This is a genomic window from Pseudomonas rustica, from assembly GCF_018336155.1.
In the GTDB taxonomy this organism is placed as follows: domain Bacteria; phylum Pseudomonadota; class Gammaproteobacteria; order Pseudomonadales; family Pseudomonadaceae; genus Aquipseudomonas; species Aquipseudomonas rustica.
This window is the reverse complement of record NZ_JAGYHF010000008.1, coordinates 173,985-192,610: the sequence shown is the minus strand read 5'-3', so window position 1 is coordinate 192,610 and position 18,626 is coordinate 173,985. Positions and strand designations below refer to the sequence as shown.

General features: G+C 54.9%; 17 protein-coding genes. 15 read left to right on the top strand and 2 right to left on the bottom strand.

Going from position 1 to position 18,626, the window contains the following annotated elements:
• The first annotated feature begins 131 nt into the window (after positions 1-131).
• The 12 genes from KFS80_RS17295 to KFS80_RS17245 all read left to right on the top strand — a co-directional run bounded on the left by KFS80_RS17295 (position 132) and on the right by KFS80_RS17245 (position 15,302).
• Positions 132-818, top strand: coding sequence for a heavy metal response regulator transcription factor (locus KFS80_RS17295; RefSeq protein ID WP_019816984.1), 687 nt, complete (start codon positions 132-134; stop codon positions 816-818).
• Positions 818-2,206 carry a heavy metal sensor histidine kinase gene (locus tag KFS80_RS17290; RefSeq protein ID WP_070411942.1) on the top strand — a complete coding sequence of 463 codons (1,389 nt, stop codon included), beginning with the start codon at positions 818-820 and terminating at the stop codon, positions 2,204-2,206. The genes KFS80_RS17295 and KFS80_RS17290 overlap by 1 nt, the downstream gene beginning before the upstream one ends.
• 360 nt (positions 2,207-2,566) lie before the next feature.
• Positions 2,567-2,950 carry a copper homeostasis periplasmic binding protein CopC gene (copC, locus tag KFS80_RS17285; protein WP_074759363.1) on the top strand — a complete coding sequence of 128 codons (384 nt, stop codon included), beginning with the start codon at positions 2,567-2,569 and terminating at the stop codon, positions 2,948-2,950.
• Between the two features lie 3 nt (positions 2,951-2,953).
• The gene (copD, locus tag KFS80_RS17280) at positions 2,954-3,892 is read left to right on the top strand and encodes a copper homeostasis membrane protein CopD (protein ID WP_158830534.1); all 939 of its coding nucleotides are present in this window, start codon (positions 2,954-2,956) and stop codon (positions 3,890-3,892) included.
• Positions 3,893-3,965: 73 nt separating this feature from the next.
• Positions 3,966-4,307, top strand: a complete 342-nt coding sequence (locus KFS80_RS27000; RefSeq protein ID WP_074759366.1) for a hypothetical protein — start codon at positions 3,966-3,968, stop codon at positions 4,305-4,307.
• Positions 4,308-4,407: 100 nt separating this feature from the next.
• Positions 4,408-5,664 (top strand): TolC family protein, encoded by a 1,257-nt coding sequence (locus KFS80_RS17275; protein WP_034115515.1) that lies wholly within the window; start codon positions 4,408-4,410, stop codon positions 5,662-5,664.
• Positions 5,661-7,145 carry an efflux RND transporter periplasmic adaptor subunit gene (locus KFS80_RS17270; RefSeq protein ID WP_034115514.1) on the top strand — a complete coding sequence of 495 codons (1,485 nt, stop codon included), beginning with the start codon at positions 5,661-5,663 and terminating at the stop codon, positions 7,143-7,145. The genes KFS80_RS17275 and KFS80_RS17270 overlap by 4 nt, the downstream gene beginning before the upstream one ends.
• A complete protein-coding gene (locus KFS80_RS17265; protein WP_034115513.1) occupies positions 7,142-10,285 on the top strand; it encodes an efflux RND transporter permease subunit in 3,144 nt (1,047 codons plus the stop codon). The genes KFS80_RS17270 and KFS80_RS17265 overlap by 4 nt, the downstream gene beginning before the upstream one ends.
• Positions 10,286-10,637: 352 nt before the next feature.
• Positions 10,638-11,804, top strand: a complete 1,167-nt coding sequence (locus KFS80_RS17260; RefSeq protein ID WP_212545423.1) for an SAVED domain-containing protein — start codon at positions 10,638-10,640, stop codon at positions 11,802-11,804.
• A complete protein-coding gene (locus tag KFS80_RS17255) occupies positions 11,805-13,055 on the top strand; it encodes a nucleotidyltransferase domain-containing protein (protein ID WP_158830535.1) in 1,251 nt (416 codons plus the stop codon).
• Positions 13,039-14,823, top strand: a complete 1,785-nt coding sequence (locus KFS80_RS17250; RefSeq protein WP_086794037.1) for a ThiF family adenylyltransferase — start codon at positions 13,039-13,041, stop codon at positions 14,821-14,823. The genes KFS80_RS17255 and KFS80_RS17250 overlap by 17 nt, the downstream gene beginning before the upstream one ends.
• On the top strand, positions 14,820-15,302 hold the full coding sequence (locus KFS80_RS17245) for a Mov34/MPN/PAD-1 family protein (RefSeq protein ID WP_034115605.1): 483 nt from the start codon (positions 14,820-14,822) through the stop codon (positions 15,300-15,302). The genes KFS80_RS17250 and KFS80_RS17245 overlap by 4 nt, the downstream gene beginning before the upstream one ends.
• 28 nt (positions 15,303-15,330) lie before the next feature.
• Here the strand turns inward: KFS80_RS17245 and KFS80_RS17240 are convergent, their stop codons facing one another.
• Positions 15,331-15,879, bottom strand: coding sequence for a 3'-5' exonuclease (locus tag KFS80_RS17240; RefSeq protein WP_158830536.1), 549 nt, complete (start codon positions 15,877-15,879; stop codon positions 15,331-15,333).
• A 227-nt stretch (positions 15,880-16,106) separates the two neighbouring features.
• Between KFS80_RS17240 and KFS80_RS17235 the strand changes: the two genes are divergently transcribed.
• Positions 16,107-16,739: an antitoxin Xre/MbcA/ParS toxin-binding domain-containing protein gene (locus KFS80_RS17235; protein WP_080963325.1), complete on the top strand. Its 633-nt coding sequence runs from the start codon at positions 16,107-16,109 to the stop codon at positions 16,737-16,739.
• A gap of 288 nt (positions 16,740-17,027) precedes the next feature.
• Here KFS80_RS17235 and KFS80_RS17230 read toward each other — a convergent pair whose 3' ends face one another.
• On the bottom strand, positions 17,028-17,435 hold the full coding sequence (locus tag KFS80_RS17230; RefSeq protein ID WP_042562261.1) for a MerR family transcriptional regulator: 408 nt from the start codon (positions 17,433-17,435) through the stop codon (positions 17,028-17,030).
• Positions 17,436-17,530: 95 nt separating this feature from the next.
• On the opposite strand from KFS80_RS17230, the gene KFS80_RS17225 reads away from it, so the two are divergent.
• Together KFS80_RS17225 and KFS80_RS17220 are read left to right on the top strand one after the other, a co-directional pair.
• Entirely contained in the window at positions 17,531-17,971 is a 441-nt protein-coding gene (locus tag KFS80_RS17225; RefSeq protein ID WP_042561910.1) for a disulfide bond formation protein B, read from the top strand.
• Complete coding sequence (locus KFS80_RS17220) at positions 17,968-18,612, top strand: DsbA family protein (protein ID WP_042561909.1); 645 nt, start codon at positions 17,968-17,970, stop codon at positions 18,610-18,612. The genes KFS80_RS17225 and KFS80_RS17220 overlap by 4 nt, the downstream gene beginning before the upstream one ends.
• The last annotated feature ends 14 nt before the right edge of the window (positions 18,613-18,626 follow it).

Here is an 18,626-nt window from a genome sequence, read left to right as displayed (position 1 = left end):
GTACTCATGTCTGAACCCTAGCCAGCACTCGCTGACATCTACCTGAAGCCAAGATTACTTTTCTGTCAGTTGCTGGTTGGCTGCCAGTTTTCGTTGCAGACTCCGCTTAACCATTATCTGAGAACGACCTCATGAGACTTCTTGTCGCTGAAGACGAACCAAAAATAGGTATCTATTTGCAGCAAGGGCTCAACGAGGCCGGGTTCAATGTCGACCGTTTCACGAATGGAAAAGAGGCGCTTCAGCACGCTTTGAGCGAAGCCTATGATCTGCTGATTCTCGACGTCATGATGCCGGGTTTGGATGGCTGGGAAGTCCTGCAGAAGGTTCGCGCTTCCGGGAAAGACGTCCCGGTGCTTTTTCTCACCGCCAGAGACCGCGTTGAAGACCGAGTGAAGGGACTTGAACTCGGTGCGGATGACTATCTGATCAAACCCTTCGCGTTTTCTGAATTGCTTGCTCGAGTCAGAACGTTGCTGCGTCGCGGTAGCAGCGCACCTTCGCAAACCTTTATGAAACTGGCTGACCTTGAAGTGGACCTGCTCAAGCGTCGAGCCATCCGAGGAGGCAAACGCATAGACCTTACGGCCAAAGAGTTTGCGTTGCTTGAGCTTCTGCTGCGTCGTCGAGGGGAGGTGCTGCCAAAGTCTCTTATCGCCTCCCAGGTTTGGGATATGAACTTCGACAGCGATACCAACGTTATCGAGGTTGCAGTGAGACGGCTCAGGGCCAAGATAGACGACGATTTTGAGGTCAAGTTGATTCATACCTCAAGGGGAATGGGTTACATGCTCGATGCACCAGATTCGGAGTCGTGATGAACCGGATGTCCCTGACGACTCGTATGAGTCTGATGTTTATGCTCGCGGTAACGGCTGTGCTCACGGTCGCCGGACTCAGTTTCAATAACCTCAGCCGGCATCATTTTAAGATGCTGGATCAGCAGGCATTGTACGAAAAACTCCACTCGACTCAGCGGATCTTGTCCGGGCTGAGCAACATCGATCAATTCAGCGAGGCTAAACCGGAGTTAGAAGCGCTGCTGGGCGCACACCGTGATTTGACTGCGCTTATCATCGATGGCGACGGCAAGGTGCTGTTTGCGGATCCCGGCCCGGTCGACGTTCCGAAGGCGTTTCGCACAACCACAAACACAACCGTCTGGGAATGGCGGGAGCAAGAGCAGATGTTCCGTGGTGTGACTGCCCAATCCGTAGTGACGGGACAAGAAAGGCCATTAACTGTCATGTTGATTTTTGACGTTACTCAGCATATGTCCTTTTTCGAGACGCTCGAACGATGGTTTTGGATAGGGTTGGTGATCAGCGCATTGGTCAGTGCTGCACTCGGCTGGATGGTAGCTAGCAGTGGCATGCGGCCTATCCGCCAGGTCACACGGGTAGCTGCCTCCATGTCAGCAAAATCACTCAAGGAGCGTATTCCCCTGGCACCCGTTCCGAAAGAGCTTCAACAGATGGTGTTGTCGTTCAACGCCATGTTATCCAGGCTCGACGATGCATTTGTCCGGTTATCCAACTTTTCGGCAGACATTGCCCACGAACTACGGACCCCCGTGAGCAACTTGATGACCCACACTGAAGTGGTGCTTTCGAGAAAAAGAAACATCGAGGACTACGAAGACAATTTGTACTCCAATCTTGATGACTTGAAGCGCATGAGCCGGATGATTGATGACATGCTTTTTCTGGCGAAATCTGACAATGGTCTAATTACGCACGAGAACAAGCCAATAGACCTGGTGGCTGTCGTGGAAAAATTGCTTGAGTACTACCGCCTGTTGGCTGATGAACGAGGGATCGAGCTTAAGGTTTCAGGACGGGGGAGCGTGCGAGGTGATGTCCTTATGCTCCACCGAGCGATTTCCAATCTACTCTCAAATGCGCTGCGCTACACCTATGAAGGGACGTCAATCAGTGTCGATATTCAGCACAAGGACGCGTCGGTAACGGTTGTCGTGGAAAACCATGGTGAGCCCATTGCCCCCGAACATCTTGAAAAGCTGTTTGATCGTTTTTATCGCGTGGACCCAGCGCGGCGAGAAGGAAGTCCGAGCAACGCAGGGCTAGGTCTGTCGATTACCCGATCAATTGTCGAAGCGCACAATGGCAAGATCTGGTGTACGTCAGGCGACGGGAAAACGGCTTTTCATCTTGAGTTTCCGGCCGTCGATTCCACGGTTAGCTGAGCGAGGAAACATTTGTGATCAACGGCGTCTTGGCGTTCTGCGGTTAGCTACGCCTCTGCGAATTTGCGGAGTGATTGAACTCCCCGGTCCTGCGGTACGCCGTCTCTTCTCCAGGCCTTGCTACGCTCAACGATTAGATGCCAAACATCGTATCAAGCTGACTGAAATGTAATCGAACAGTTTGTGATCGTGTGGCATCGTGTTCTCGCACTGTGACGTTAGGGCTAGCGAGTTTCTCCTGTTCAACTTGGCGAAGAGGACGGGGGCTCCGAGTTAATCAACAGTGGTTTTTAACGAAATTAAAAACTAGTTCCTCCCAAAAAACCTCGAATCAACAGCGCTTGCTGTGAGGAGTCTTGCATGTCATTCCTTAAAACTACGTCCGTGGCGGTTGCAATCACTGCTGGTTTGCTTCTGAGTGCAGTGGCCCAGGCACATCCAAAACTTCTTGCTTCCACTCCGGCAGAAGGCTCGGATGCGGCGGCTCCGTCGAAAATCGAACTGCATTTTTCTGAGAATCTCACCACTCAGTTCTCCGGTGCAAAGCTGATCATGACCGACATGCCTGGCATGCCTAACTCACCAATGGGTGTAAAGGCCGCCGTCGCTGCTGGTGGTGATCCGAAAACTATGGTGATTACGCCGGCTGCACCGCTGACCACCGGCACCTACAAAGTTGAATGGCGTGCAGTGTCCTCGGATACTCACCCGATCACCGGCAACTTTTCATTCAAAGTGAAATGATCCATGAGCGACTCATTAAATATCGTGGTTCGCTTTACTCTCTATTTTGACCTGATGTTGTTATTTGGACTGGCCATATTTGGCTTGTACAGCCTCAAGGGAAAGGAAAGGGTATCGGGCACGGTCTTGAACTTTGAGTCGCTTCTTTACGGTACCTCTGTTGCAGGTGTAGCTCTGTCCCTTGCTGCGATGTTGTTGCTTGCAAAAGCAATGAGCGGTGTATCGGAGCTTATGGAGCTACATCATCACATTTTTGAAATGGTCATCATGGGCACCGATGTTGGGTTGACCTGGATGGTTCGGATAGCCGCCTTGGTGGGGGCAATTCTGGGCGTCGCGTTGAATAAACGATTTCCGACACCCAGCCTCTGGATCGTCACCGTCTGTGGAGCAATCGCGTTGGCCACGCTAGCCTGGACAGGGCATGGTGCCATGGACGAAGGCAGCCGCCGCTACTGGCATTTTCTCAGCGATATTTTCCATTTATTAGCGGCGGGTGGCTGGTTGGGTGCTCTAGCGGCCTTCGCCCTACTGCTGCGGTTGAAATCACTGAAGGGTGAAGAGGAAGCACGAATTCTTGCCCGCGTGCTGACTGGCTTTGAGTCGGCCGGCGGTGTGGTCGTTGCGATCATAAGCGTAACGGGAGTAGTAAATTACCTTTTCATCGTCGGTCCCAACCTTGATGAGGTCATGCTGAGTACCTATGGTCAGTTGCTGTTTTTGAAGATCCTGCTCTTTGCTGGAATGATCGTTTTAGCCACGCTGAACCGCTTTCACTTAAGCCCGCTATTGGAGCGCTCAGTTCGCAATGGTCAATACTCTGTAGCGGTCAATGCCTTGCGCCGCAGCATGAAATTCGAATTCCTGATGGCAATCCTCATCATCTGTCTTGTCGCATGGTTAGGCACGCTAAGTCCTGAAATGGAAATGAGCGCGGAATAGAGGTGTCTGGCACCTAACCAAGAAGCCTGGAACGTGATTGTTAGCACCATTTCTACTGGCTACACTTCAGCACATGACACGCTATCTACGGCTTTGCCTGATTTTACTGATTAGCCTTGCGCTTCCCCTCAGCGGGATGGCGGGTGTTCAGGCGCCGACAGAGCCGTGCCCCATGCAAACCATGGGCATGGCAATGATGGACGGCATGGGCCAAGACTGCTGCCATGACATGAAAAGTCCCACCGAGCACGGAAAACCCTGTAAGCCGGGCCAGGAGTGCAAGACCGGCGGCATGCTGCAAGTCTCCATCGTCAAGCCTCCGGTGACCCTATCTAGCCCCCTCGAAGCGTCCATCTCCATAGATTCCCATCCTGTGCAAACCCCATCAGGGGTATGGCGACCTCCCCGCATTTGATTCCTGTACCACACTGAGCCTCATTCCGCGTCATGCGGGATGGCATATCTGCGCGCATGTCTCATGAGGCGCGCGGTGGATCATCACAGGAATCGTGACCATGAAATCCAAGTGCTATTGCACAGGGTGGCCCCTCGTGACCATCTTGGCGGCAAGCGTACTGGCCTTGCCGAGTCTCGCTGCTGCATTGACACTCGATGAAGCTTTGCAGCTGGCTGAAAACAATGCGCCGTCGCTGACTGCACAAGACGCGAAAATTCAGGCTGCCAGTAGTGCGGCCATCCCCGCTGGTGAACTACCCGATCCCAAGTTGCTGCTAGGCGTACAGAACTACCCCATTGGGGGCCCGGATCGTTGGAGCATCGACCAGGACTTCATGACTATGCGAATGGTCGGAGTCAGTCAGGAGATGCCCAACAGCGCCAAGCGCAAAGCCCGAGTCGAGGTCGCTGATGCGGCCATTGACCGCGCAGCCGCTGAGCGCCGGGTCGAACGTCTAAAGGTTCGTCAGGCCACGGCGTTGGCCTGGATCAACAGCTACTCGGTTGAGCGCAAAGACACGCTGTTTCAGGACTTCTACAAAGAAAACCGTCTGCTGGCCGATACCGTCCGGGCACAAATTGCCGGCGGCGGCGCTCAACCTGCTGATGCAGTAACGCCCAAACAGGAAGCGGCACAACTGGAAGAGCAGCAGGACGATCTGATTCGCCAGAGAGCGCAGGCCCGAGCGGCCCTGAAGCGCTGGATTGGACCGGCCGCCAACGACAAACCTGTGGGTAGCTTGCCTGAATGGCCTGTCGACGCATCTGGTTACTCTCATAAGCTGCAACATCACCCAGAATTGGCAGCGTTTGAACCAATGACCCGCGAAGCGCAAGCCAAGGTCCGTGAAGCCGAAGCGGAAAAACAGTCGGATTGGAGCTGGGAAGTCGACTATCAGAATCGCGGCCGAGAGTTCGGCGACATGGTCAGCGTGCAATTTTCATGGGATCTACCGCTGTTTCCTGACTCACGACAAAACCCCAAAATTGCAGCCAAGCACGCGGAACTCAACCAGCTTGAGGCTGAGCGTGAAGTCCTTTCACGCGAGCACACCCAGCAACTAGAAGATCAGGTGGCCGACTATGAGCGCCTGAATCGCGCCGTCCATCGATCCCAGAGCAGTCTGCTCCCTTTGGCTAAAGAAAAGGTCGAGCTCACTATGGCTAGCTATCGCGCCGGCAAGGGCGATTTGAACTCCGTCGTGGCCGCTCGGCGCGAGCTTATCGAAGCCCGACTCAAGCAGATTGATGTTGAAGAGCAGCGTGCTCTCACCAGCGCTCGCCTGTATTTCGCCTATGGGGAGTCCGCTCAATGATCTCTCGAACATGGAAAGGGGTTTTTGTTGTCAGCATCTCAATTGCTTTGGGAGTCGCCGGTGGTTACTGGTTGGCCCAACCGAGGGTGAGCGCAGTACCGGATGCAGCATCGGAGCAGAAGCCGAAGCCATCAGTCGATCGCAAGGTTCTGTATTGGTACGACCCCATGTACCCACAACAGAAATTCGATAAGCCGGGTAAGTCGCCCTTCATGGACATGGAGATGGTCCCTCAGTACGCGGATAGCAAGGGGGACAGCGCCACTGTTCGCATTGATCCAAGCCTGACCCAGAATCTTGGCGTGCGACTGGCTACTGTCAGTCGAGGTGTGTTTGATTCGAGTCTGGATGTTGTGGGTGTATTGACCTTCAACGAGCGCGACGTTGCCGTCATCCAGGCCCGTACGGCGGGTTTCGTCGAGCGTGTGTATGCCCGCGCTCCTGGCGATGTGATTAAAGCCAACGCCGCTTTGGCGGATATTCTTGTCCCGGAGTGGTCTGCGGCTCAGGAGGAGTTTCTCGCACTCAAGCGTAGTGGCGATGCGGGCTTGCTGGCAGCGGCTCGCCAGCGTTTGCGGCTCACCGGGATGCCGGCGGCATCGATTGCTCAAGTAGAGCGCAGTGGCAAAGTCCAACCAAACCTGACCCTCACCAGCCCCATCAGTGGGGTGTTGCAAGAACTCGATGTGCGCGAAGGTATGACAGTTGCTGCCGGCGAAACACTGGCACGCGTGAATGGTTTGAGTAACGTCTGGCTGGCTCTGGCGGTCCCGGAGACTGAATCGGGGTCGATTCAGCTGGGGCAAGTGGCTGAGGCGCGTTTGCCCGCGTTCCCAGGCGTCGTGCTCAATGGCGTGGTAAGCGCGATTCTTCCAGAAACCAATCCCGATAGTCGCACCCTTCGCGTGCGCGTCGAATTACCTAACCCAGAAGGCCGTCTAAGGCCGGGTATGACTGCACGAGTGAGCCTCAATCGCTCAACGGAGCAAAGTGTGCTGTGGGTGCCGAGCGAGGCGGTCATTCGCACCGGTCGACGTGCCCTAGTGATGCTCGCTGAAGGCGCCGGTCGCTATCGTCCCGTGGAGGTGCAACTTGGGCAGGAAGGCGATGGCAAGACGGCCATATTGAAAGGGTTGGAAGAGGGCCAGAAAGTGGTTAGCTCTGGCCAGTTCCTGCTCGACTCGGAGGCCAGTCTTAAGGGCATCGTGGCCAAATCAGAGGAACCTTCACCCACCAGTGCAGCTGCCGCGGGTTTGCATGAAGCGGATGGGCAAATCGTTGAGATCAACGATAAGGAAGTCACTCTCGCTCACGGCCCTTTCAAGACGCTGGGCATGCCTGGCATGACGATGACGTTCCCGCTCGCCAATCCCGCTCTGATGCAGGGCCTTAAAACGGGCGACAAGGTCCGGATAGGCGTGAATCAGACCGACGACGGATTGCGTGTTGAGCGTCTGGACAAATCAGGGGGCCAGCCATGATTGCTGCCCTTATTCGTTGGTCAGTAACCAACCGATTCCTGGTGCTACTGGCGACGCTGTTTATCACGGCCTGGGGCCTTTGGTCGGTGCAGAGCACGCCCATTGATGCGCTACCAGACTTGTCCGATGTGCAGGTGATCATCCGCACCCCTTATCCGGGACAAGCACCCCAGATTGTCGAGAACCAGGTCACCTATCCGTTGGCCACCACCATGCTCTCAGTACCAGGTGCCAAGACGGTGCGTGGTTATTCCTTTTTCGGTGACAGCTTTGTCTATGTGCTTTTCGAAGACGGCACTGACTTGTACTGGGCTCGCTCGCGGGTGTTGGAGTATTTGAGCCAAGTACAAAGCCGCTTGCCGGCCAGCGCCAAGCCGGCGTTGGGGCCAGATGCGACAGGCGTAGGATGGATCTTCCAGTACGCGCTGGTGGATCGCAGTGGCGGGCATGATCTGGCACAGCTACGCGCCCTTCAGGACTGGTTTCTCAAGTTTGAACTCAAGACCCTGCCCAATGTGGCGGAAGTGGCCACTGTGGGCGGCATGGTCAAGCAGTACCAGGTACAGCTAGATCCGCTCAAATTGGCCAGCCTTCGTATTACGCAGGCCGAGGTGAGCGAAGCGATCGGCAAGGCTAACCAGGAAACTGGTGGTGCAGTGCTGGAGATGGCAGAGACCGAGTTCATTGTGCGGGCTTCCGGCTACTTGAAAACGCTCAATGATTTTCGGGCGATCCCACTCAAGCTGGGATCGGGCGGTGTGCCGGTGAACTTGGGCGATGTCGCCACGATCCAGTTGGGGCCGGAGATGCGCCGTGGCATCACCGAACTCGACGGCGAAGGCGAGACGGTTGGCGGCGTGGTGATTTTGCGCAGCGGTAAGAATGCTCGCGAGACCATTGCGGCGGTCAAAACCAAACTCGACGAACTGAAAAGCAGCCTGCCGGCCGGGGTGGAAATCGTCACCACCTACGATCGCAGCAAGCTGATCGACCGTGCTGTGGAAAATCTCAGCCACAAGCTCATCGAAGAGTTCATCGTTGTCGCATTGGTTTGCGGGATCTTTCTTTGGCACCTGCGCTCGTCCCTGGTGGCGATCATTTCCCTGCCGGTCGGTGTGCTGATGGCCTTTATTGTCATGCGCTACCAAGGGATTAACGCGAACATCATGTCCTTGGGCGGGATAGCCATCGCCATCGGCGCCATGGTCGATGCTGCTGTGGTAATGATCGAAAACGCACACAAGAAGATTGAGGCCTGGCACGTCGCCAATCCTGGTGAGGAACTGAAGGGTGAGCGTCATTGGCATGTAATGACCGAAGCAGCGGCTGAAGTTGGACCAGCTCTATTCTTCTGTTTGTTGATCATCACCCTTTCGTTCATTCCGGTGTTCACCCTGCAAGCGCAAGAGGGGCGGTTGTTCGGCCCGCTGGCTTTCACAAAAACCTACGCCATGGCCGCCGCAGCAGGATTGTCAGTGACCTTGGTGCCGGTATTGATGGGCTATTGGATTCGAGGACGGATTCCTAGTGAAAAAAACAATCCGCTGAACCGCTGGCTCATTCGGATCTACCAGCCGGCTCTGGATGCAGTGCTGCGGCGACCGAGGATCACGCTGCTGGTGGCAGCGTTGGTGTTTTTTAGTGCGCTTTGGCCAATGTCGCGCTTAGGTGGCGAGTTTCTTCCGCCTTTGAATGAAGGCGACCTGCTCTATATGCCTTCGGCTCTGCCTGGATTGTCCGCACAGAAAGCGGCCCAACTGCTGCAACAGACCGACCGCCTCATCAAAACCGTGCCGGAGGTCGAACATGTCTTCGGTAAAGCGGGACGTGCCGAAACTGCCACCGACCCGGCGCCGCTGGAGATGTTCGAAACCACTATCCAGTTCAAGCCACAGGAGCAATGGCGCCCAGGCATGACTCAGGAAAAACTGGTGGAAGAGCTGGACCGAGTCGTGCGAGTTCCTGGGTTGACCAATATCTGGATACCACCGATTCGCAACCGAATCGATATGCTGGCTACGGGGATCAAAAGCCCCATTGGTGTAAAGATTGCCGGCACCAATCTGACGGAGATTGATTCCGCGACTCAGGCGGTCGAGCGAGTGGCCAAGAGCGTACCCGGTGTCAGTTCGGCGCTGGCCGAGCGATTGACCGGTGGACGTTACATCGACGTGGATATCGACCGAAAAGCCGCCGCCCGATATGGACTGAATATCGCCGATGTGCAGTCGATCGTGTCCGGCGCTATCGGCGGTGAAAATGTCGGCGAGACCATTGAAGGGCTTGCACGCTTCCCAATCAACGTCCGTTACCCTCGGGAATGGCGGGATTCGCTTGGCGCTTTGGAGCAGTTGCCAATCTACACCCCGCTAGGCAGCCAGATCACCCTTGGCACAGTGGCGAAGATCAAGGTCAACGACGGGCCGCCGATGCTCAAAAGTGAAAACGCACGGCCTTCAGGCTGGGTGTACATCGACGTGCGCGGCCGGGATATTGCCTCCGTAGTCGCCGATTTGCGCCGGCTCGTCAGCGAGCAGGTCAAGTTGCAGCCCGGCATGAGCCTGAGCTACTCAGGTCAGTTCGAATTTCTTGAGAGGGCCAACGCACGACTAAAACTGGTGGTCCCTGCCACGCTGCTGATCATCTTCGTCCTGCTTTACCTGACATTTGCCCGCTTCGACGAGGCCCTGCTGATTATGGCCACGCTGCCATTTGCCCTCACGGGCGGTGCATGGTTTCTTTATCTGTTGGGATTCAACCTGTCGGTTGCCACCGGGGTTGGCTTTATCGCCTTGGCCGGCGTTTCTGCCGAATTTGGCGTGATCATGCTGCTCTACCTGAAAAATGCCTGGGCCGAGCGTCAAGACCTCGGTGACAACACAGAACGCGGGTTAATGGCCGCGATTCGTGAAGGCGCTGTGCAGCGCGTTCGCCCCAAGGCCATGACCGTGGCGGTGATTATCGCTGGTTTGTTACCTATACTTTTGGGAAGCGGTACCGGCAGCGAGGTAATGAGCCGCATTGCCGCCCCGATGATTGGCGGTATGGTCACGGCGCCTTTGCTGTCGCTGTTTGTGATTCCGGCTGCCTATCAGCTCATGCGCCGTCGAAACCTATCCGCTGAGCTTGGCAGGGACTGACGCGGAGAAAATGCACAAAAGGGGCTGCTCTTGCAGCCTCGTTTGAGCTGCACAGCTCGTTTTCATCAGGCCTGTGCGCGATGTGTATTGAAATTAGCGAGTTTATGTCTTTTGCATAAACTCGCTAATTTCGATACATACGCTGTGGTCAGTGCCATTAACCCACCAGCACTTGCCAGAAAACGAACGCTGCCACCACTGCGTTTCGATGGGCCAAGAGCATTCTGGCTCAAAGCCGACTCAGCATTCGTCACCCTCATATCTCTCTTGAAATTGAGGCAAATGACCTTAATATGATCTTATCTTGCCATCATCGTTTTCAATCATGGATGTTTCTCGGGGGTAGGTCGGAATGGCAGAACAAGAAGACGCTAAGCCCGCAAGCGGGCGCTTCAACACAAATGATGAGACGAAGCGGATCGTATGGACACAGACCGCTGGTCATTGTGAACTGTGCGGTACGGATCTGACGTTCGACTATCGTGCCGGCAAGCCAATGAGATGGGGCGAAGTGGCGCATATTCTGCCCGCCAGTCCCAAAGGCCCTCGGGGACGCGCGGATCATGATGCTGAGGCGCACACAAACGATACCGCTAATCTGATGCTCCTGTGCCCAGGTTGTCATGACAAAATTGATCGTGACGCAGATGGGTATCCTGAAAATGATTTGAGTGGTTTACACCAAGCGTACCTGGAACGCATCCGACTCGCCGCAACGACCCCCGATGGTGGTAGAGCCATTCCTCTCATCGTCCAAAGTCAGCATTTTCAGACAATCAACGATATTCCCGTTCGCGATCTGTTGACTGCGATGTCCGCCGAGGGATTAACCGCCTTCGATCAAGGCATCAAAATCACTTTCCCTGCGCCAGGACCACGCGGCCGCGACACTACCTATTGGCTGAACGTCAAAGACAGCATCCAGTATGAGCTGGAACAGCAACTCAAGCGTCGCGGCGGTACCTACGGCGACTCGCCCGCGCTGGCAGTAGTCGGCTTGGCCGACATCCCGGCTTTGATGATGCTGGGCCAGAGTATCGGCGACCGTTCCAAGCGCTTGATCTTCTCCTTTCACCGCGAACATCGTTTGCGCTGGCCCGATCAGTCCGCTGAGCCGCCCGTTTTTTTGTTTACACCTCCCCCCGAAGGCGACGGGCCACTGGCGCTGGTGCTCTCCATTTCTGCGCAAGTCCCAGTTCGCGACGTGACCGACGCTCTGCCGGGTGCACGTATTGCAGAGCTGTCGATCCCAGAACCAAGCTATGCGATGGTACAGAACCGTCGAGTGATTCATGCCTTTCGCGACGCACTTCAAATACGACTGAGTCAGCTTGAAGCTCTGACTCCTGACCCTATCCACGTCTTCGCCGCTATTCCTGCGGCATTGGCCATCGAGTTTGGCGCGTTGCTCACAACGCAGCATCAACATACGTACCTGATCTTCGATCGGGACAAAGAAAACCAGGATCGGTTTACGCAAACACTGCAATTGGGCTCGGTGGCCCAGGAGGTTAGGTAAATGCTATTGAGCAACGAACAGACCAAGCGCAGCAGTTGGGAATATTTTCTGCTTCGCGCCGCGCGGGAAATCTCGCTGTCGGAAGCGCAGTACGAAAAAATAAATGACCGCTACTCCCAACTGGAAAAAATCCTCTCGGCTTCCGACAACCCGCTGCTCGCTGAGGCCCATATCTTCGTTCAAGGCTCGATGCGGCTGAAAACGACCATCAAGCCAATCCCCGGCGCGCCTGCGGATCTGGACACCATTGATGCGGACGCGATTATCTGGCTCCCTCACGCTCAAGGCGCTAGTGCGAAGGAAGTTCTAGAGGCGATTGAGCAGCGTTTTAGGGAAGGCTCCCGCGTTCAGGAAGAAGTTAAACAATTACGTCGGGGCATCCGCATCGTTTATGCCGACGAAAATCCAGGCTTCCACATCGACGTCACACCTGCACGCGCGATCAACGGAAATGGCGAAGCAAACGGCGAGGGTAAGCTGGAGGTTCCGGATCGGGTCACAGGGTGGAAAGCAAGCAGCCCTATTCCTTACTCGAATTGGTTGCAGGTCGCTTCCGCCCAGGAAATCTTTCTGGAAAGCTTGGTGATTGCCAAAAGCCAGAGAATGCTTGATGCCGCGACACAAGATCCTTTGCCGCACTATCAGGATTACATCGATCAAGATCCCCTGCGCGCGACCATAAAGCTGCTGAAGCGGCATCGCGATGAATGGGCTATCAAGACAAAAAGCGCTGATACTCGCCCAATTTCTGCGGTCATTACGACCCTGGCCACTCACGCATACCTGGATGTCGTGAAAGAGTCCCAGTCAAAGCCATTGGCACCGCTCGATGCAATTTTGGAAATCGTTCGCAGAATACCGCAGCACATTGCGTATAGAGGTAGCGATTGCTTTGTCTGCAACCCTGCCGATAACGGCGAAAACTTTGCAGAGAAGTGGAATCGACCGGGTGAGGGGCAAGGCTATCGTCAAGCATTTTCCAAATGGCATGCGGACGCCAGTGCTTCTGTGTCATTAGGTTTGGAAAGTTTTGAATCCAATGATTCTTTTGCCGAGGCAGTGAAAAAGAACTTCGGTATTGCGCCGGCGTTCATCACAACAGTAAACAATGAAATCCCTGCGAATTGGACGATGCCTGGCCGACCGGATGGCACTACTCGAAACTCTGCTTCGATGGGTTCGCTCTTCGGAGGGGCCAGCGGTGGCGGAACCTCTCAGTCGAGCGTAAAGCCAGTTGGACGCCTTGGCTGATCCTCTTAAGACGCCATTGCAGCGCGGAATCGCCGCACTGCGAGATACCCTAGGTCAGGATGCAGCTGATGCATTGCTCCAGCCCGCACCCATGCGGGCTGACGAAGCGGCGTGCTTTCACTTCCCCTTGCCCATCGATTACACGGGGCAGGAGCGGCGACTGCGTATTGGTTTCCCCTCCAACTTTCCCCGTGGGCTCTTGCGGCTGAACGTCGAACCTTCTCCATGGCTGGTTTGGCCGCATGCCACTAAGTCGGGGCTTTGCCTTCATGGCTTTCAGGAACGCCCCATTATGGGCTCCCCGGAGGTCGTGGTAGAGGACAGCCTTGCTCGCTTGGCCCAGATCGTTTCGTTGTCCAAGATGGGATCAAGTCAGGCAGCGCGCGATATCGAATTTCAGAATGAGATCACTACCTACTGGTCTTTTCAGCACGGACAGTCGTACCAGAACCTTTTACTTTTGGATCGACCTCAGGCTGCCTCGCAGTTGTTTGCTCTCAGCGATCCGCGCCGGGCTGTGCCATCCGGTCAGGAAACGGTTTGGCTAGCATCGAACATAGCTGCACTCAAAGGGCATTACCGACGGGTTGTCGGGCGCTCCGCTGTCATTCGCGCGGCCGAAACTCCTGGTTTTTACGTTAAGCTTCAGACTTATCCGGATATCCGCACCCCGGATCCAGAAGATTTATTGCTGTGGCTCACGCCACACCTTCAACCAGACGATGCCGAGCAATTGCTGGCATGGTTTGAGCTGCATGGAACGTTGGCGAGTCGATGGATTGTCCTGGAGCTTCCTGGGGGGACGGATGCTCCAACTTATTGCCTCAATGTGCGCTCGCTTGGCGTACAGCAAGAGCGGGGGGCAAAGTTTGGCTTGCGCACAGCGCGCCGCCGGCCAGCCATCGCAAATGCACATCCTCCGGCACTTGTCCGCGCAACTGCCCTAGACGTGCTTGATCGTGCGTCCATTCTGTCCCGCGATATAAGCGGCACTGCAAAGCACCTTGAAAATGCTCGGGTCGTTTGTGTTGGCGTTGGCTCGTTAGGCAGTGCGGTGGCAATACAACTGGCACGCTCCGGTGTCGGCCACCTTACCCTCATCGACCCTGACACTCTGGTGTCAGCCAATCTGGGTAGGCACGTTCTGGGAGCGGATAGCCTAGGGAGGCTGAAAGCCTCAGCGTTGAGGGACAAGATTCTGTTAGATCTTCCGACTACAGAATGCACCGCTTATTCGACTTTCGCCGAAGTAGTTATGAGCAGCAAACCAGAAGTGTTCGATAACGCAGATCTTGTGGTGATTACGACAGCGGACTGGCAGTCGGAGGTCACTGTATGGCGAGCCAAATCCAGCGGCGTTTCTTGGGGACTTTTACAAGCCTGGAGCGAACCGTATACCCAGGTAGGCCACGCGCTATTCGCACCAGCCGGTACCTTTGATGGCCGTCATTTATTCACGGACATCGGCGATTTTCTTCATAAGTTTACCGAGTGGCCGGGAGGAGGTGTGGTTCCACTGCCCGCTTGTGGGGAGAGCTTTATTCCAGGCGGATCGCTGGGGATGACCAATATCGCCTCTATGGTGTCGCACACGGCTTTACGTGCATTGACCTGCAACATCACCACTGCATCTTGGGTCAGCAGTATCTACAGGCCTGAAGATGTGCCGAGCCTAGGAGGCCAATACCATGGGCCCAAACTTCCAGAGGGGGCGCAGCAACTCCTACTCGAGCGCGGATGGCCGGAACATAAGGATGAAATGGTATGACGGATATCGCATGGCGCTGGCGATGGCCGGAGGTGAATACCGAGCTATTGGTGTCCCAAGCTGTCGCGAACATCTTCGATAGTCATCGGCAGGGCCTTTTTGGCGTGGAGCGAGGGGGACAGTTATTCGTCAATCCGGTTGATCCGAAAGGTCTGCTGTTGGCCTTGGCCACGGTGCCTCATCGCGCCGATCGGTCAGGTTGGTCTTGGCTAGAGTTGGATGCGGAGCGGTGCCGTCAGGAGATCAGGGCTGCCAACGAACAAGGGTTACGTCTGGTGGGCTACTGGCATACACACCCCCAATCCGTTCCGGTGATCTCTCCGGCAGATATCGGAAGTTTCTCCAAATTTGCTGCACGTTACACGCAGGATTTGCCGCACCCGATAGCCGTTATTGTCGGCAAGTCCGAAAAACCTGAAGGTATCAAGGCGTGGTCGTTCAGGGACGGCCGATATGTTGAGGCAGCCTGGGTCAGATGAGCTTTAAGTCCGTGAGGTGGAAGGCAGGTCAGCGTTTATCTTTACCCGCTAGCATCAGGGCGAAGAGCTCTGCCTGAAAGCGGGCATCATCCAATGCGTTATGGTTCGGCTCGCTGAGTGGCTTCAGCGCAGCGGTCATCTTGGATGATTTTGTTTCCTGCCAGCTGCAACCTAAAGCGCCCATAAAGTAGGCCTTCATGTCGATGGCGGTAAAACCAAAGGGGTTGGTTTCCAGGTATTTGTGGAAGTAGTAATTGACGAATGACCAGTCAAACGGCGCATTGAGTCCTACGAAAATGACCTTTTGCCCCGTTTGGCAGGACGATTTCAGCCATTCACCAAATGTCAGCATCGCCTGTTGCGGAGTGAGTCCTTCGCGCTCCAGCTTCTCCAGACTCAGCCCCGATACTGCCAGTGCTTCTGGGTCGTGTTTTGGACTGTCAGGTCGTAGTTCAAGATAGATGGACGTGGCAGGTTGATCTACAAGGCAAGCTCCAATGGAAAGCAGGCTGTATTCGCCTGGTATAGGTCCAGAAGTCTCGACGTCGACGGAAACATAAAGCTCATCAGGGTTCATGTCATATCCTTTTCGTGTAGTTGCCAGATCACGCTCAAGCTCGTAACCATGTGACGGTGGAAAGGCGGCAAAGCCATTGCCCCATTTTTTGCTGTTGCACTCGCTATCCGGCGTTCGAGCAGCGGCAGTGCATGTCTACTGGAGGAGTGCACGTTCCTTTGGTCAGCTCTGCGCCCGAGCATAATGATGTGTGTCATTCTCTAGTCGCGGATGAGGGCCGGACAATCATGAGCGAGCATTGGATAGTCAAGTGCCAGAATACTGAGGACGGTACTGGCGACATCATCATTGACCTACCTCCAGAGTTGCTTGACCAAATGGGGTTAGGTGTTGGTGATCATTTAGAGCTAACGATAGCAAATGGCACATTAGTGCTGACGCCCATGAACAGTGCAATATCAGTACGGCCGATGTTTGCTGGAGTCCTGCGTGAGGATGCCTATCATGCTTACCGCAAGCGGTTGGCTGCGTATCTCCATATCCCTTCCAACGCTTCGGATCAAGACATTCACGACATGATAGTAGCTGGCTTTTCGGCCGGCCTGATTTCATCGCTTTGTGCTGATGGCACCGTAAATCCGCAAGAACGCGACATAATCATTCACCCCAAAACGCTCAAAACAAAATTGGCAAGCGATCAGCTTTTAACGTCGGATGAGAGCGATCGCCTGTTCCGGTTCGCACACATTACCGCCATGGCCGAGATCATGTTCGGGGACGAAGGGAAGGCCAAACAATGGCTTTCCAAACCCAAAGCCCGTTTTTTGGGAAAAAGCCCACTGGCAATGGTCACTACGTCTCACGGCACACATCTAGTTGAAGAAATGCTGATTCAGGTGTCTGAAGGCATGTCATTTTAATCCTGCCACAGTTAACAGTGTGGACGGAAATAACGGGCAGCAGCATGCCCACTTCTATGACTATCACTGAATCTGAGAGTCAATCACTATGATCAACGCAAACGCTCTAGCCGGTATAGGCATCAAAGCCCAAGCGTTGGTTCATCCCTCAACGGCGTGCGTTACGTCATTGCACCTGCGACTCTTGATACCGCCAAGACGGAGTCGAAACCACCACATAGTCGATATAAATGATCAGTTCATTCAACAGGACTCCCGCCAAAATTGTGGGGTGGCCGGTTAGCATCCTTAACGGGGATTGGACATCGACTCGATAATACGGCACTGCTCGATCACGCCGCCCTCGCAACAAGCAATCAAACGCTCCAACTCCACCTCCAAGCCTTGCAGGTCTCGGATGCGCATTCGAACCTGCTCTAACTGCCCCTCGATTTTTGCGTCCACCCTGGCGCAGGAAGCGTCGCGGTTATCCGCAAAGCCCAGCAACTCTCGAACATCGTCAAGGCTGAAGCCCAGTGTGCGGCTACGTCGGATGAACAATAGACGGTCGCGCTCCTCGTCGGTGTAGAAGCGATAGCCTGATGCTGAACGCCCTGCAGAAGGCAGGAGGCCGACCTGCTCGTAATAGCGGATGGTCACCGCTTTGGTATCAGTCGCCTTCGCCAGATCACCGACTGTGTATTTGGTCGAACTCATTTCGCTTGACCTTATAGTTGCTAGAATCTTCATTCTACGCGCCTTAGGCGATAAGCAAATCTGCGTGCGCTCAATAGAAAAGTGGACTGAATCCTATGGAAGCCCCCTTAAAACAACATCAATCCGGAGCTTGGGCGCTGTTGCTCTGTGCCTGGTTGCTTGCTCTGGTATCAACAATCGCCGTGCTATTCGTTGGTGAAGTCATGGGGCAACTGCCCTGTGTGCTCTGTTGGTTTCAACGAGCCTTCATGTTTCCACTCGTCCTGGTATTGGGCGTCGCCTGCTGTTTATCGGACACCGGTGTTTGGCGCTATGCACTGCCATTAGCAGTCATGGGTTGGCTCATCGCTCTGTATCACAACCTGCTTTATTTCGGACTGATTCCTGAAAGCATCAAACCTTGCGGGGCCGGCCCTTCCTGCTCCGGTGCCGACATGACCATCCTCAGTGGTGTTCCGCTGCCACTTTTATCGCTGGGCGTGTTCAGCCTGCTGATCATTTTTCTCGTTCTTATCCGTCGGAGATTTACCGTATGAGCAGACGCGCCGTCGTCCTCTCCATCAGCGTGCTAGCCATCGTAGGCTTTGCCGTCGCAGCATTTTTCTACAATCGTGCTGCCACTGTGCCCCAGGCTACAGCACCTGTACCGCAAACCAGCGCGCTAGTGCGGTTTAACTCACCAAGCTTCGGCCCTGCCGACGCCCCGGTGACAATCGTAGAATTCTTCGATCCATCTTGTGAAAGCTGCCGTGCCTTCTACCCTATCGTCAAAAAGATGATGTCACAACACCCAGGCGATGTTCGCTTAGTGCTGCGCTATGTGAAGCTTCACGTAGGGTCTGAAGAAGCCATACGTCTGCTCGAGGCTTCACGTAAGCAGGGTGTTTTTGTGCCGGTACTTGAAGCTGTCCTCGCTGCTCAACCGCAGTGGCATGACGATGCGAAAGCATCAGCAGCTTGGGACGTAGCGGCCCAAGCGGGCTTGGACGTGGCTAAGGCTCGTGAGGACATGATGTCGCCGGAGATCACCGCCACGATAGAAAGAGATGCCGCTGATGCCAAAACTGTAGGTGTGAAGGGAACACCGACATTTTTCGTTAACGGTAAACCCCTGACTAACTTCGGCGCTCAACAGCTCTACGATCTGATTTGGAGCGAAATCAACCAAGCTCGTTAATAAGGGCGCGTGCG

Excerpts from the sequence above, each read along its gene's own strand:
- KFS80_RS17255 (WP_158830535.1), top strand. The coding sequence starts at position 11,805 with ATGCTATTGAGCAACGAACAGACCAAGCGCAGCAGTTGGGAATATTTT.
- KFS80_RS17260 (WP_212545423.1), top strand. The coding sequence starts at position 10,638 with ATGGCAGAACAAGAAGACGCTAAGCCCGCAAGCGGGCGCTTCAACACA.
- KFS80_RS17270 (WP_034115514.1), top strand. The coding sequence starts at position 5,661 with ATGATCTCTCGAACATGGAAAGGGGTTTTTGTTGTCAGCATCTCAATT.
- KFS80_RS17240 (WP_158830536.1), bottom strand. The coding sequence starts at position 15,879 with ATGAACCCTGATGAGCTTTATGTTTCCGTCGACGTCGAGACTTCTGGA.
- copD (WP_158830534.1), top strand. The coding sequence starts at position 2,954 with ATGAGCGACTCATTAAATATCGTGGTTCGCTTTACTCTCTATTTTGAC.
- KFS80_RS17230 (WP_042562261.1), bottom strand. The coding sequence starts at position 17,435 with ATGAGTTCGACCAAATACACAGTCGGTGATCTGGCGAAGGCGACTGAT.
- KFS80_RS17220 (WP_042561909.1), top strand. The coding sequence starts at position 17,968 with ATGAGCAGACGCGCCGTCGTCCTCTCCATCAGCGTGCTAGCCATCGTA.
- KFS80_RS17275 (WP_034115515.1), top strand. The coding sequence starts at position 4,408 with ATGAAATCCAAGTGCTATTGCACAGGGTGGCCCCTCGTGACCATCTTG.
- KFS80_RS17295 (WP_019816984.1), top strand. The coding sequence starts at position 132 with ATGAGACTTCTTGTCGCTGAAGACGAACCAAAAATAGGTATCTATTTG.
- KFS80_RS17290 (WP_070411942.1), top strand. The coding sequence starts at position 818 with ATGAACCGGATGTCCCTGACGACTCGTATGAGTCTGATGTTTATGCTC.
- KFS80_RS17225 (WP_042561910.1), top strand. The coding sequence starts at position 17,531 with ATGGAAGCCCCCTTAAAACAACATCAATCCGGAGCTTGGGCGCTGTTG.
- KFS80_RS17235 (WP_080963325.1), top strand. The coding sequence starts at position 16,107 with ATGAGCGAGCATTGGATAGTCAAGTGCCAGAATACTGAGGACGGTACT.
- KFS80_RS17245 (WP_034115605.1), top strand. The coding sequence starts at position 14,820 with ATGACGGATATCGCATGGCGCTGGCGATGGCCGGAGGTGAATACCGAG.
- KFS80_RS27000 (WP_074759366.1), top strand. The coding sequence starts at position 3,966 with ATGACACGCTATCTACGGCTTTGCCTGATTTTACTGATTAGCCTTGCG.
- KFS80_RS17265 (WP_034115513.1), top strand. The coding sequence starts at position 7,142 with ATGATTGCTGCCCTTATTCGTTGGTCAGTAACCAACCGATTCCTGGTG.
- copC (WP_074759363.1), top strand. The coding sequence starts at position 2,567 with ATGTCATTCCTTAAAACTACGTCCGTGGCGGTTGCAATCACTGCTGGT.